Origin of the sequence: Commensalibacter oyaizuii (assembly GCF_029953265.1) — a bacterium.
GTDB classification, from domain to species: Bacteria; Pseudomonadota; Alphaproteobacteria; order Acetobacterales; family Acetobacteraceae; genus Commensalibacter; species Commensalibacter oyaizuii.
The window spans coordinates 1,187,501-1,201,225 of sequence record NZ_JASBAO010000001.1 but is presented as its reverse complement, the minus strand read 5'-3'; the positions used below and the strand labels follow the sequence as shown (position 1 = coordinate 1,201,225).

The following is a 13,725-nucleotide window of genomic DNA, read 5'->3' as shown; positions in this document are numbered from 1 at the left end:
TCAGGATTTAAAATTTCTGGAATAATGCTATTGCGAATAGGAAAGCACAGCAACAGCTTATGAATACAAAACGTATGCGCAGCCGTTATCACAGATCGGGTAATGGTGGTTCTCGTCATCAAAATGGACAAGTATCGTTTAATCGAAATCATGTTTTTGACAGTAATGGGCCTGATGTACGTCTGCGTGGGACTGCTCAACAACTTCATGAAAAATATTTGCAACATGGTCGTGATGCCTTAAGTTCTGGGGATCGGGTTGCTGCTGAAAGTTTTTTTCAGTATGCAGAACATTATTCGCGTATTTTAAATATGATGAATCAATCTGCCCAACAACGCCATCGTTCTTCTCAGCCGTCGAATAATAATCCCAATTATGTAGAAAATACGTCTGATGCGGTGAGAGATTCGCAACCTGAAGATAATAATGAAGTGGCAACACCAGAAGTAAAGGTGGAGCCAGAAGTTACAGAGCAGCCTGAAGTTGTAGTTGCTGCACAGCAGGATGAAGTGCAAAAGCCTGCCCCAGTTCGTCCAGCACGTCGTGGTCGTCCAGCACGTTCAACGACTGTGAAGAAAAAAGAGCCAGAAGAAAATAAATAAAATAAATGAAAAGACGAGTATTAATACTTGACTTTCTATTCGAAATAAGAGTAATAAGGCTCGTCTTTGATGATTTAAGGCGGCGTAGCTCAGTGGTAGAGCAGGGGAATCATAATCCCTTGGTCGGTGGTTCAAATCCGCCCGTCGCTACCATTATTTATAATAATGGCCAGTTCAGTGTAAACAAACAAATCAAGATAATTTATAAATAAAATTTTTCTTCATTCTATATCCAGAATGCAAATCTATCTACAAATTGTAGATGTAATAATCTTATTCTTGAAAAAACTTAAAAATATTCATGCAACATTATTGTGGTATAATGTTGCAGGTGGCTATTTACCTTATGCTAGAATGCAGCTTGAAAGCGTGCTGCTACAGCGTCCATATTTCTTCCTCTAGTATTTAAAGGATTATTGGGGGTTGATGTCGCCATAACATGATCGTAATTCAATGAAACACGGAAATGTGGGCTTGGATACCAGTTGACACCACCCGTCCAAACGGTTTGTTGGCCACCGTGGACACCGTCTTCTGCGTATTTATGGCTGTTTAGATTTAGAACACTCCAACGGCCAGAGACCTCTAAAGCTCCCCAATGATTTTGTTTGGGATCAAAGTCATACTCGACACCTGGTGCCCTGAAAGCCGCAGAACGAATATCATAACTTCTTGGTTTTCCAAATATGGTATAAGCAAGAGATGCATAATATCCATCAAAATTTAAATTACGTGCGTTGTCTGAACGATTAATACCTAATTTGATATATTCTGCTTTTGCTAAGAATCGTTTCCAACGAAAAGCAAGTTCAGGCCCTGCCTCCCAAACATTACTAACGTTATCTAAGGCACCTGTTCTGACAAGGGTTTCTTGAGTTAATCTAAATCCAGGAGAGCCAGAAAAATTATATTGTTTTCCATTATTGGTTTGTGCCACGTTAAACGCGCTGGATGCTGAAGCACCTAGATGGATATCTACATTTTTGTTAGTAAATGGCCGACCTGCAAGTCGTAAGATACCGCCAGTTTGATCTTTAATAATGTTAGGATTATCCCTGGTAGAAGAATATGTATGACCTGTGAAATACGCACCGACATACCAACGTTTTCCATAGGTGACCCCACCGATACTAAATCGTGAGTCACCAGCAGCAATGCCACGGGCCAATTCTACAACAGCAGGACGTTCCATTAATGAGCCTTCGTTAGAGCTTTCTGCCCCTTCTAAGGTTACGCGCGGTTCAAAAAAACCAAAGGTAAAGATTGTATTTTTAAGCCCTCCGTACTGCATGTTGGCTTCATAAAGTCCTGCACTGCCATTAGCAAAATCAGGGGTAATGTTTACTGCGTAATTTGTATATCGGAAGGTAAAGGGAATGCGAGCACGACGCAAATTCTCTCTGAATTGTGAAAAACGCCCTTTTTCTTCGCCTCTTCTGTTCCCAGAGTTTATGTAGCTACCAATATCTTCTTGTAGCGCAAGCCCGATTGAAAAGCTGTAACGACCGTCATCAGTTGCAATGGTTGGACGCCCTCCAGGAAAACCGATACGCAGTCCACCCACATATATTGTTTCATCATGTGCCGTTGCTGCCGAGAAAAGTGGCATATTGGGTGACCAGAAAGATGCCCCTCGATCTGGAGGGGGCAGTCCATTCCCGTGCAACATATCTAAAACGGTTTTTTGATTTTTCTTAGCCTCGTCTGATTGTTGTGAAACATCAATTAGTTTAGGATCTGGCTGTGATGGTTCCGCCATTGAGTTGGCAGATGCATAACGTGGTGCTGAGTTTTGTGGTTCTGCAACAGTATTTGGATTTTCACGTTGCACTGTCATTGTTCCTGAACGACCACGGCGCTTTGTTGTTTTAGTGGTAGATGCAGTCGCTTTGTTTTTCTGCGCTTTTAAGGTTGTTACCTCACGTTTTAATGAAGCAATTTGTTTATTCATTTCTATCATTTGTTGATTAAGCGCTTTTAAAGTATCCTCCTGGCTTGTGCTGGCGTTAGCGGAGGTTAAAAGAATGGATTCTGTACTAATAATTGTCGTCAATAAAAGAAATAATTGAAATTTTTTCTGCAGTGCCATGTGAAAACCCTAATGTAATAGTCGTTAGGGTTTTATTAAGATATTTCGATTTTTTAAGGGTTGCATTTATATAATAACTTTGTGAAGTTTATATGACATAATTTGTCAAATAGTGCTTTTTTTTCATAAAAGCTTCATACCGTTTTTTTATTTTTTTTTGGTAAAGTTCCTAAAGAATATATCCACGAGATTTAGGAAATAGAATGTCTTACTTTAATAATAAAAAAAATCAGGTAGTTTCTCTTTTTGGGCTTTCTTTTGCGTTGTTTGCGTTTGCGTCACCCTTTGTGTATGCGCAAGAAATTCAAACAATTACAGGGGTTGGATCCAGTTTCGCAGCTCCTTTATATCAAAATTGGGCAGCTAGTTCGATTAAAGAGACAGCTATTAAAGTAAATTATCAGCCCTTGGGATCTAGTGCAGGGCAAAATCAAATTATAGCAAAAACTGTTAATTTTGGTGCGCTAGATATGCCAACCTCTGTAGAGCAACTAACAGAAAATAATTTAGTGCAATTTCCTACAGCGATGGGTGGGGTTGCCGTGGTTGTAAACCTTCCAGGCATTAAAGAGCATCAATTAAAATTAACGGGTGAGATTATTGCCGATATCTATAGCGGTAAAATTACTAAATGGAATGATCCCAGAATCGTTGCGCTAAACAAGGAATTGCAATTACCTGCTATTGATATTGCCCAAATCTATCGTGCTGATGGTTCTGGAACAACAAAGGTATTTACGTCCTATCTGGTAAAACAATCAGATGATTGGAAAAAAACTTACGGCTCTAATACTTCGATTGCCTGGCCAGTGGGAATGGGCGCACGTGGGAACGCGTCTGTTGCATCAATGGTTAAGAATATTTCAGGTGGTATTGGGTATGTTGAATATGCTTATGCCTTACAAAATCATTTAAATACTGCACAGCTAAAGAATGTTGCTGGTGACTTTGTAACTATTTCAGAAGGGACAATTCAGGCAGCAGCAAAAGCAGCGGATTGGTTGCATGCTAAAAATTATGATGTTGATTTAATCGATACCAAGGGTGAAGATGCCTGGCCGATTGTTTCAGCGACTTATATTTTGGTTCCAGCTTATAATCATAAATCACAAGACGTAACGAAATTCTTTAAATGGGCATTTACTAAAGGGGACGCAATTGCAACCAAATTACATTATATTCCTTTGCCGATCGTGGTAAAAGAAAAAATCGAAAAAACTTGGGAATATGCAGGCATTGCTGCTGGTTCGTCACAAATCAAAAAGATCAAATGATGCCGTTAAAAAAATCTAACCATCGTTCAGAAAAAAAAATCATACCATTGTTTTTCTCAGGAATGACTTGGTTTAGCAGTGTTCTTATTTTATTGATTTTTCTAGGGTTAATTTTAGAATTATTTGGACAGGGGCAACTTGCTTTTTCAACTTTTGGTTTTGATTTTTTAACAAATGAAGTGTGGAATCCCGTAACCAAGCAATTTAGTGCTAGGGCTGCGTTAATTGGAACATTGGTATCGTCTTTTATTGGGGTAATGATTGCATTACCCGTTTCTTTTGGGTGTGCCTATTGTTTAAGTGAAATATTACCCAAAAAAGTTGCGAAATATATTACTGCGGCAACACAACTTCTGGCTGCGATACCATCAATCATCTTTGGGATGTGGGGTTTTTTTGTTGTGGTGCCAGGAATGGCAAATTATGTTCAGCCGTTTTTAAAATGGATATTTGGAGACGTACCTTTTTTGCAATTATTGTTTTCTGGCGGGACTTTTGGAATTGGGATCTTAACAGCAGGGATTATTCTAGCGGTCATGATTACCCCTTTTATTACTGCGGTTATGCAAGAAGCATTCAGTAATACCCCTGCCATGTTAAAAGAAAGTGCCTATAGCCTAGGTGCAACACGATGGGAAGTAATGCATCATGTAACACTGCCATGGGTACAAAAAGTAGTGGTTGGTGGTGTGGTATTAGGATGGGGCCGTGCATTGGGGGAAACGATGGCAGTTACCTTTGTTATTGGAAACGCACACCATGCGGGTTGGTCTTTGTTTATGCCCAGCAATACAATCGCGTCATTAATTGCATTGGAATTTCCAGAAAGTGCTGCGGGCAGTTTGAAAATGTCTTCTTTGATGGCATTGGGGTCTGTATTGATGTTGATATCATTCATTGTACTTTTTTGTTCGCAATTTTTATTAAGACAAGTTTTTAAAACACGATAAGGGATGTGATGAATACTCGATCCAAAAAGGGATTAAAGGTTACGCATAATCATCATATGACTTGGCGATTTATTAAAAATCGTCTGATTACAGTTTTTGCGTTTGGCACAATATCGATAATGATTTGTATTTTGCTTTCAATTTTAGCATCATTATTAATTAACGGTATTTCAGGACTGACGTTTTTTACGTTAACGCATATGACAGCCCCCCAAGGCATGGATGGGGGATTATTAAACCCGATTCTAGGCAGTGCGATCCAAGTTGGATTGGCCACAATAATGGCAGTTCCAGTAGGCGTTATGGCGGGGATTTTTTTGGCAGAACATGGCAGAAAAAAAATAAGTCAGATTATTCGCTTTACTGCTGATATTATGATGTCAGTTCCTTCTATTTTAATAGGCTTATTTGTTTATATTATATTGGTTATGACGACGGGTTATTCTGCATTTGCTGGGGCATGTTCTTTGGCTATTTTAGCGTTACCAGTAATTGCAAGAACAACCGAGGAATCCCTAAATATAATTCCCCCTGCGATTCACGAGGCTGGATATGCTTTGGGTGCTCCAAAATGGAAGGTAATGTTGTGGGTTTGTTTACCCGCGGCAAGGGGGGGGATTTTTACTGGAATTTTATTGGCTATATCCCGTATTGCGGGGGAAACAGCCCCATTATTATTTACCTCTTTGGGAAATTCAGATTGGAGTTGGGATATCTTCAAACCTATGGCTAGTCTGCCACTAACTATTTATCAATATGCTGACTCTGCGGACGACACATGGATCAAGCTGTCATGGACTGCAGCTTTGCTTATTACCGTATTTGTTTTATGTTTAAATTTAATTACCCGAATGTATGTTGATAGTCGTCGGAAAAGGGATCAATAATAATGCTGACTGATCATGTGGCAATTTCTGTTAAACAAGTTGATTTTTACTATGGTGCCTATCATGCATTAAGAAACATTAACTTTGATATTGTTTCTAAAAAAGTTACGGCAATGATTGGCCCTTCTGGATGTGGAAAATCAACGTTGCTGCGTATTTTAAATCGAATGTATGATCTTTATCCCAATCAACATGCAACTGGGGAAGTACTGTTTGACGGGACCAATATCTTGGAAAAAGATATTGATTTAAATATTTTACGATCCCGTATTGGGATGGTGTTTCAAAAGCCAACGCCATTTACTATGTCTATTTATGAAAATATTGCCTTTGGTATTAAATTATATGAACGTCCATCTTCGGCTCGAATAAAAGAAAAAATAGAAAAAGTTTTACGTCAAGTTGCGTTGTGGGATGAAGTTAAAGATCGTTTACACAGTTCTGCATTAAGCTTGTCAGGAGGGCAACAGCAACGGCTATGTATTGCTAGGGCTTTAGCGGTTGAACCCGAAGTTATTTTACTTGATGAACCGACCTCTGCTTTGGATCCTGTCTCTACTGCAAAGATTGAAGAATTACTGGATATTTTAAAGGAAGATTATACAATAATTTTGGTAACGCATAACCTTCAACAAGCGGCTCGATGCGCTGATAAGGTTGCGTTTTTTTATGCGGGCGAGTTGGTAGAGCTAAATGATGCTGCAACGTTGTTCACCAAGCCATCACAACAAAAAACCCACGATTATATTACTGGTCGTTTTGGTTAGGAGACAGCAAATATGGTTGATAAACTTTCAGAACATACCGTAAGCCGTTATGAGCAAGAGTTAGAGCAACTGCGCAGTATGATTTTAAGAATGTTTGGCATGGTTGAAAATCATCTAACCCAAACGCTTCTTGTATTACGAGATAGGAAAATAGATACAGCGTATGAAATTGCCCTTCAGGACATAGAGATTGATGGGTACGAGCGAATGATCAGTGCTTTTTCAATTCAAATTTTAGCCCTACGGTCTCCGATGGCAATTGACTTACGTGAAATTGTTTCTTCTTTTAAAATAAGTGTCGATTTAGAAAGAATGGGGGATTTAATTTCTGGAATTTGTCGTCGCATTGTACAAGTTAAGGTAATTGACGAAGATATTTCTTTGGCGGGTATCTTAACCATGGGACGTCAGGTTCAAGAAAATTTGCGTCAGTTAGTGGTTGCCATCACATCACAAGATCAAAAAATGTTGTTGCATTTATGGAATGCGGATAACTTAATTGATGACTTATATGTTTCAGTTTTTACGGAATTAATTCAGTTTATGTCTGAAAACACACCTTATATTCCTGTTTGTTCACAATTGTTATTTATTATAAAAAATTTAGAAAGAATAGGCGATCATATTACCAATATCGTTGAAAATTACTATTATGTTCTAACAGGCGATACATTGCCTTATGACCGTATTTGTCAAATAGAGACGATAAAGGATATATCTGGATCGTGAAGGATATTGCTGCCCATATTCTGATTGTTGAAGACGATGCTTCTATAGCCTTGTTATTGCAATATAATTTGGAAAAAAAGGGGTATAAGGTCGATGTGGCTGGTACCTATGCAGAAGCTCATGGTAGAATTTCTCAATTTTCTTATTCAGCAATAATTTTGGATTGGAATTTACCAGGAGGCACAGGAATAGATTTTTGCCGTTACCTACGAAGCAAGGCAGAATATTCTTGTGTTGCGGTGATTATGTTGACAGCTAGGGCAGAAGAGGTGGATGAAATTTCTGCCTTTGACGTTGGAGTTGACGATTATATTACTAAGCCTTTTAGTATTGATACGTTACTGTTGCGGTTAAAAGCGGTATTACGTCGTTCTAAGGTACCTATTACCTCTGTAAAAGAAGAATTGCGATTTGAAGACATTGTATTAAATCCTGCAGAATATCGCGTATATAGGGGCACTCGTTTACTAAATTTGGGGCCTACTGAGTATAAATTATTAGAGTATTTTTTACGAAATCCTAAAAGAGTCTTTTCCCGCGAGGATTTACTAAATGCCATTTGGGGGGAAAATTTGAATGTTGAAATTCGTACAGTTGATGTGCATATTTTGCGGTTGAGAAAAGAATTAAACGCGGGTGGGGAGCGCGATATTATTCGTACTATTCGATCCGCAGGATATGCCCTTGATGTTCAATGAGCTTTCTTTGCATGAATGGGTTATTTTTGTCTGTGGTGGTGGTATCACTTTCTTTTTAATATGGTTACTTTCAAGAAAAGTAGCAGAAGTTGGAAAGGACACGTATGAAGAAAAACACTACTACAGGCAACAGGATTTTATCGCGGCCTTTCATGAATTGAAAAATTATATAGATCATATTGATGTTCCTATTTTTATGGTCTGTTATCAACATGTTGGTATGTCTTTGACATTGCGTAATCAGATTAAAAAGACCTTTCCTTTCTTTGCGAACACAATTGCCTATGACGCAAATCAGTATGTACATCAATATTATCAGGAAATTCTTTTGGATATTTTAAGGCATCCTGCATTTTGTCAAGCTATAGAGGCGCAACCTTTAAAAGAAATAAACGAAATTGAGATTATCTTTGAATTGCCCAAGGCCTATCATTTTAAATTAAGTTTAAATTCTTTTGATGAACATCATGTTTTATCGAATGTGGTATTGGTGACATTAATTGATCAAAGCCAATTAGTTTCTTTAAATAAAATGCGCAGTGATTTTGTTGCTCATGCCAGTCATGAATTGCGCACTCCATTAACGTCTTTGGATGGATTTATACAAACCTTACTGGGAGTTGGGGTAGAAGATCCCCAGTTGCAAAAAAAGTTTTTAGAAATTATGCAATTGCAAGTTGCGCGTATGATTCGTCTTACTAACGGGTTATTAACTTTGTCGCGTGTAGAGCGAGATGAATATCAATTAATTACTCAGAAAACAAACTTAAGGACAGTCTTAGGGCAGGCTTTGGAAGAGATGTCAATTAAGATGGATCTGGCTAATATTACATTTGAATATAATGATATTACTGAGCATCAAGATGCGTTTATTTATGCTGATCCAGATCAGTTATTTCAGATTTTTCATAATCTTCTTGAAAATGCTATGCGTTATGCGCCATTAGGAAAAGGAAAGGTGGGTAAAGTTATTTGCGATTTTTATTTTTCGGATAATGATGTTAAATGGCCAGGAGCTGGGTGGGTTGTCGCTATTAGTGACAATGGACCAGGGATAGACAAGCAACATATACCAAGATTAACAGAACGATTTTACCGCGCAGATGATAAAAACGGAGGAACAGGTTTAGGGTTGTCTATCGTCAAGCATCTCATTACGCGACATAGGGGTAGCCTAGCGATTGAAAGTACAAAAGGCCAAGGCAGTTCTTTTTTAGTCTGGTTTCCAACCATTGATACATCGTTATCTGAGGTTTCTTTATAAAGCAAAACAGCGATGAATATCACAAATTAAAATACCTGACCATCAAGTTTTATTCCCTGAATGATCTTATACTATTTGCCATGTAATTGTTGAAGACCAAATTGCAATAATAGAAATGGGACCCATCAATAGAACCTAAGATATTGCGAGCATGGTTAGAATTTATAGTAAAACTGAGATCGATAAAGGTAGAGAACGTTTCAGCTTTAGTGCTTATGATTGAAGCTAATAGAATACGCTAAGAAGAGAAATTGAATACAAATGCATATTAAGATTTACAACAGAGTTGTTATTTCGAAAGAAAATATTAAACATGATCATGATTCAAGGTGAAGATGCAATCATTCAAATAGACGTTAAAGATATAAGTAATGACTTAGGGGGAGTCGTGTCCTATGATTATTATATTGATTGTGAGTTACTTTATAAAAGGGAAAATGTTTTCTTTGTTTCAAAAGATATAAGAATATTTTACCTTCAATTAAAAAGTCTTTATTTAGGTTTGAAAGATTTAGTTTCAAATACCGTCGATGCATACTATCTAGAGTCTGAACGCAATATTATTTCTATCGGCTTTTTCAAAGATCAATATAGTTCTGACTTCTTACTAAATTTTCACTTTTATCTAGAATGGGAAAGCGAAACCTCACTGAAAAGTAAAATGCGTATCTCTACTGAGCAAATACGAGATTTTGCTAATGAAATACGTCATTTGGTGTTGAATTTCGAAAATAATATTTAAATTATTTCGGATCTTATAGCGGTTCTATATTTGATTAAGAAATTGTAATTACTGATATTAATATACTTGTTTTTTGTAAATATTAGCAATGAGCTTGTACGTGAAACGCAGCTCTAGTGTATCAAAACATTACCTAAATAGATATTTTGGTAAAAGGAGAAAAAATTAATATTCGACTTCTAAACTGCGGAATAACGAATTTTATTAATTATATTTATTTCGTGGTGCTGCTGGCGAGGATTGAACTCGCGACCTCTCCCTTACCAAGGGAGTGCTCTACCACTGAGCTACAGCAGCGTTACGTGCTTTAGTAGCTTTTTGTTTTGCAGGATGCAACAAAAAAATTCAGTTTTGGAATAATTTTTACTTATTTTTATCTTGTAAGTATAAGTTCATTTATACGAAACTGATATTTATTTGTGAGCAGCTTGGATCACGACCAAAACTAAGGGCTATAATAGTTAATAAAATAAATATAGTCGGTTATATGTATGAAAATAGGATTGCTATTCACGTTTAAATACATAAACTGTTTTGAAATTTACATTGGAATTTGGCCAAAAGAATGAATTATAAGTTTTCTTTTTTACTGCTGGTGATTGCAGCACCGATAGTTACTGGATGTGCCGTAGGGCCTGATTATCAAAAACAAGATATATGGACCCCATCCAAATGGTCAAATACAAGTAATGCACTGCAAAGAAACGTCAATAGCCAAGTAGTTGCCCAACAAGTCCACCCTCTATGGTGGGAGTGTTTTCATGATCCAGTATTATCAGCGCTCGAAAAACGGTTAGTGACAGCAAATCTAGATGTTCAAATGGCAACGCAACGTTTGATTGCCAGTCGGGCACAGCTACTTATTGCTGGTGCTGATCGTTTCCCAAGTTTGGGGGCATCGGCGGGATATCAACGCAGTCAGTATAGTGAAAAATCTGTAAGTCGTGCTATTCAAAAAGTTAAAAATAGTCACCCCGCTTTAGGAAATACAATTAACCCAAGTGATATTGATGTTCCTTCCTTTAATCAGTGGAATGACGCTTTGGATACAAGTTGGGAATTGGATTTGTGGGGTAGAGTGCGCCGGCAATACGAGTCTGCTCATGCTTTGATGCAGGCTTCGGAAGAGGATCGGCGGGCCATATTGATTGCTCAACAAGCAGAATTGGCACAAAATTATATCACTTTGCGCGGATTACAGGCTGAACTGAATATTGTCCAACAAAATGAAAAAATTGCGCAGGAATCTTTAACATTAGCTCAACAGCGTTTTGCTGGTGGATTGGTAACAGAATTAGATGTTCGGGATGCTCAATCTCAGCTAGAACAGGTTCGAGCTAGCATTCCGACTTTAGAACAGCAAATCATAGAATATATCAATGCGTTAGGTTTGTTATTAGGCGAACCGCCTCGTGCTTTAAGTAATGAGCTTATAGCCTCCCAGCCTATTCCCCCTGTCCCTCCACAAGTGCCAATAGGATTTCCTTCTGAATTGGCACAACGTAGACCAGATATCAGAGAAGCAGAAGAAAAATTGCATTCTGCAACGGCTGAAGTGGGTATTGCAGTGGCAGATTTTTATCCTAAAGTAACGGTTGATGCGCGTATGGGATTTCAATCCCTATCATTTAGAGACCTTGGTTTTTGGAGTGCTCGTGCTTGGAGTGTTGGCCCTACAATTTCATTACCCATTTTTGAGGGGGGTAAACTGAAAGGGCAATTAACATTAAAAAAAGCCCAACAAAAAGAAGCCGCATTGTTTTACCGGAAAACCGTTTTACAAGCCTGGCAAGAGGTTGATAATGCATTAAATGCATATCAAGCAGAACAGTTAAAGCAAGTTCGTTTGCAAGATACGGTAAAAGCGAATCAACGTTCTGTTTTTCTAGCACAAGAACAATATCGTCGGGGAACACAAAATTTTATCAATGTTCTAGATGCAGAAAGAAGACTATTAGCTTCGCAAAAAGATTTAATTAATAGTAATGCCCAAATCTCATTGAACCTTGTGCAATTATATAAAGCCCTCGGCGGTGGATGGGAAAGTGTATATCCTGCCCAGTCCAAAAGTTTTTAATTACTAAGGATTAGAAAAATAAAACGTTTCTCTTTTAGGAAAATCTTTTGTTAAAATAAGACTTTTTAATAGATGTTCTTCTTAATCATAAACATTTTAAGTAAAAATAATATTTAAGTGTTTTTTATTTTTGCGGAATTATATATTTAAATAAAATTATAGGTCTTCTTGATAGTTGATGAATAAAGGAAAAATATAATATACTTAATTATTTTGTATATTAATAATATTAATTAGGAGTTTTTAGTGCAGTTTTTTTATCTGAAAAATGCTTATGATGGTTATTTATATGTTGCTACCGATAAAAAATATAACGGGCAGTTATGCGTTTCTTCTGAAAGCGATCAAGAAAATTTTTCTAGATTGATCGGTTTCTGTCTATATGAGCATCCAAGTTTATTATTTTTGTGTGCAGAAAAAGAAAATACGTTGTTACGGTTAAGTGATCGGGCTTTTGTGTCTACTGCTTTCCCCGTTGGGATTGAAGGAGGAATTTTTGCTCATACTATTTCTTTATATGACCTACAAGATCATTCTTGGTTGTCTATCCCTCCTATTGGTGTCTCTGGATTTGTAGAAAAACAGGAAGTTAATCGAGTTTATCTATGTGGTTTGGCAAGACAAAAAGTTGATTGGGAAGCTATCAAGTTACAAGATATTAATGTGGGTGACGTACCCTTTTTTATACAAAAATTAGCTTCTTGTTATGAGCAGCTTTTTAGTAGTCAGCCCAATATCGATTCTATTAAAAAGGTGATGAATGCCCCCTACGATAATGATATAAAACGAAACGTTATCAATGCCTTTTATCCTTTAATGGGGGTAAAAGAGCTTGATGAAATCGTAAATCAATTAAGACACTCTCCAGACTTTAAACGTCAGTTTTTAGAAACATTTGGAGATGATTTTTGGATACAGCATGCATTATCTCCATTACTTTCTTGGGAAACAGATAAGCATAATAGGTCTATTATAGTTTGTGATCAAAAATATGATCATCTCGATCAATATTTTAAAGAACGCGAATTCTCATCTATAACACATGCAATCAATTGCTCATATAGGCGTACAATAACGCCAAAGAAAAAAGCATGTGTCGTGACAACTATACGGAATGAAGGTATTTCAATTCTGGAATGGATTGCATGGTATAAAAAACTAGGGTTTGAACATTTTTTCATTTTTAGCAATAATAATGATGATGGGTCTGACGAATTATTGCGATCTTTAGCGGAAGCTGGCGAGATCACTTGGCTACAAAATGAAATGGGTGAGGGCGTTAGACCTCAGGCTAAAGTTTGTAAATATGCGTTTTCTGCTCTTCCTGAAGTATTGGATTATGAATGGTGCCTTGTTTTAGATATTGACGAATTTTTATCGATTAATAGGGACTTGTTTCAAAATATAAAAGATTTGTTACGTTGGATTGAACGGAATAATGTTGATGCTGTTGGTTTTAATTGGCAGTATACATCTTCAAGTAAAATACATGATTTAAAACAATTAGTAACACAACGCGTCAAATACTTCGTTAGTAGCAATACAATTGGCGCAGCTAATTGTTTAATTAAAAGTATGTCAAAGCCTCGCTACATGATTAGCGCTGCTGATCATTGTGCAATTTGGAGTCATAAGTATCACGCCGT

At 37.2% G+C, this 13,725-nt stretch carries 12 protein-coding genes and 2 tRNA genes (1 of these 14 running past the window's edge); 12 read left to right on the top strand and 2 right to left on the bottom strand.

The window, feature by feature from the left end; all coding sequences use genetic code 11:
• Window positions 1–59: 59 nt before the first annotated feature.
• Together QJV27_RS05330 and QJV27_RS05325 are read left to right on the top strand one after the other, a co-directional pair.
• Complete coding sequence (locus tag QJV27_RS05330) at window positions 60–602, top strand: DUF4167 domain-containing protein (protein WP_281447920.1); 543 nt, start codon at window positions 60–62, stop codon at window positions 600–602.
• 78 nt (window positions 603–680) lie between these two features.
• Window positions 681–755: transfer RNA gene (locus QJV27_RS05325), tRNA-Met, on the top strand.
• Window positions 756–951: 196 nt separating this feature from the next.
• Here QJV27_RS05325 and QJV27_RS05320 read toward each other — a convergent pair.
• Window positions 952–2,691, bottom strand: a complete 1,740-nt coding sequence (locus QJV27_RS05320; RefSeq protein WP_281447919.1) for a porin — start codon at window positions 2,689–2,691, stop codon at window positions 952–954.
• 203 nt (window positions 2,692–2,894) lie between these two features.
• Between QJV27_RS05320 and pstS the strand changes: the two genes are divergently transcribed.
• The 8 genes from pstS (at window position 2,895) to QJV27_RS05280 (ending at window position 10,002) form a co-directional block, all read left to right on the top strand.
• Window positions 2,895–3,965 carry a phosphate ABC transporter substrate-binding protein PstS gene (gene pstS, locus QJV27_RS05315; RefSeq protein WP_281447918.1) on the top strand — a complete coding sequence of 357 codons (1,071 nt, stop codon included), beginning with the start codon at window positions 2,895–2,897 and terminating at the stop codon, window positions 3,963–3,965.
• Window positions 3,962–4,915, top strand: a complete 954-nt coding sequence (gene pstC / locus QJV27_RS05310; protein ID WP_281447917.1) for a phosphate ABC transporter permease subunit PstC — start codon at window positions 3,962–3,964, stop codon at window positions 4,913–4,915. Before pstS ends, pstC begins: the two co-directional genes overlap by 4 nt.
• A gap of 8 nt (window positions 4,916–4,923) precedes the next feature.
• Window positions 4,924–5,802, top strand: a complete 879-nt coding sequence (pstA, locus tag QJV27_RS05305) for a phosphate ABC transporter permease PstA (protein WP_281447916.1) — start codon at window positions 4,924–4,926, stop codon at window positions 5,800–5,802.
• Window positions 5,803–5,804: 2 nt separating this feature from the next.
• Window positions 5,805–6,569, top strand: a complete 765-nt coding sequence (gene pstB / locus QJV27_RS05300; RefSeq protein ID WP_281447915.1) for a phosphate ABC transporter ATP-binding protein PstB — start codon at window positions 5,805–5,807, stop codon at window positions 6,567–6,569.
• A 12-nt stretch (window positions 6,570–6,581) separates the two neighbouring features.
• Complete coding sequence (gene phoU / locus QJV27_RS05295; RefSeq protein WP_281447914.1) at window positions 6,582–7,298, top strand: phosphate signaling complex protein PhoU; 717 nt, start codon at window positions 6,582–6,584, stop codon at window positions 7,296–7,298.
• A complete protein-coding gene (locus QJV27_RS05290) occupies window positions 7,295–7,996 on the top strand; it encodes a response regulator (protein ID WP_408869618.1) in 702 nt (233 codons plus the stop codon). Before phoU ends, QJV27_RS05290 begins: the two co-directional genes overlap by 4 nt.
• A complete protein-coding gene (locus QJV27_RS05285) occupies window positions 7,986–9,260 on the top strand; it encodes a sensor histidine kinase (RefSeq protein WP_281447913.1) in 1,275 nt (424 codons plus the stop codon). The genes QJV27_RS05290 and QJV27_RS05285 overlap by 11 nt, the downstream gene beginning before the upstream one ends.
• A gap of 313 nt (window positions 9,261–9,573) precedes the next feature.
• Window positions 9,574–10,002, top strand: a complete 429-nt coding sequence (locus QJV27_RS05280; RefSeq protein WP_281447912.1) for a hypothetical protein — start codon at window positions 9,574–9,576, stop codon at window positions 10,000–10,002.
• 222 nt (window positions 10,003–10,224) lie between these two features.
• Here the strand turns inward: QJV27_RS05280 and QJV27_RS05275 are convergent.
• Window positions 10,225–10,299: transfer RNA gene (locus QJV27_RS05275), tRNA-Thr, on the bottom strand.
• 268 nt (window positions 10,300–10,567) lie between these two features.
• Here QJV27_RS05275 and QJV27_RS05270 point away from each other — a divergent pair.
• Together QJV27_RS05270 and QJV27_RS05265 are read left to right on the top strand one after the other, a co-directional pair.
• On the top strand, window positions 10,568–12,079 hold the full coding sequence (locus tag QJV27_RS05270; protein ID WP_281447911.1) for an efflux transporter outer membrane subunit: 1,512 nt from the start codon (window positions 10,568–10,570) through the stop codon (window positions 12,077–12,079).
• Window positions 12,080–12,325: 246 nt separating this feature from the next.
• Window positions 12,326–13,725 carry the 5' portion of a glycosyltransferase family 2 protein gene (locus tag QJV27_RS05265; protein ID WP_281447910.1) on the top strand. It continues 493 nt past the right edge of the window, so the window shows 1,400 of its 1,893 coding nt (coding positions 1–1,400); the start codon lies at window positions 12,326–12,328; the stop codon falls past the right edge of the window.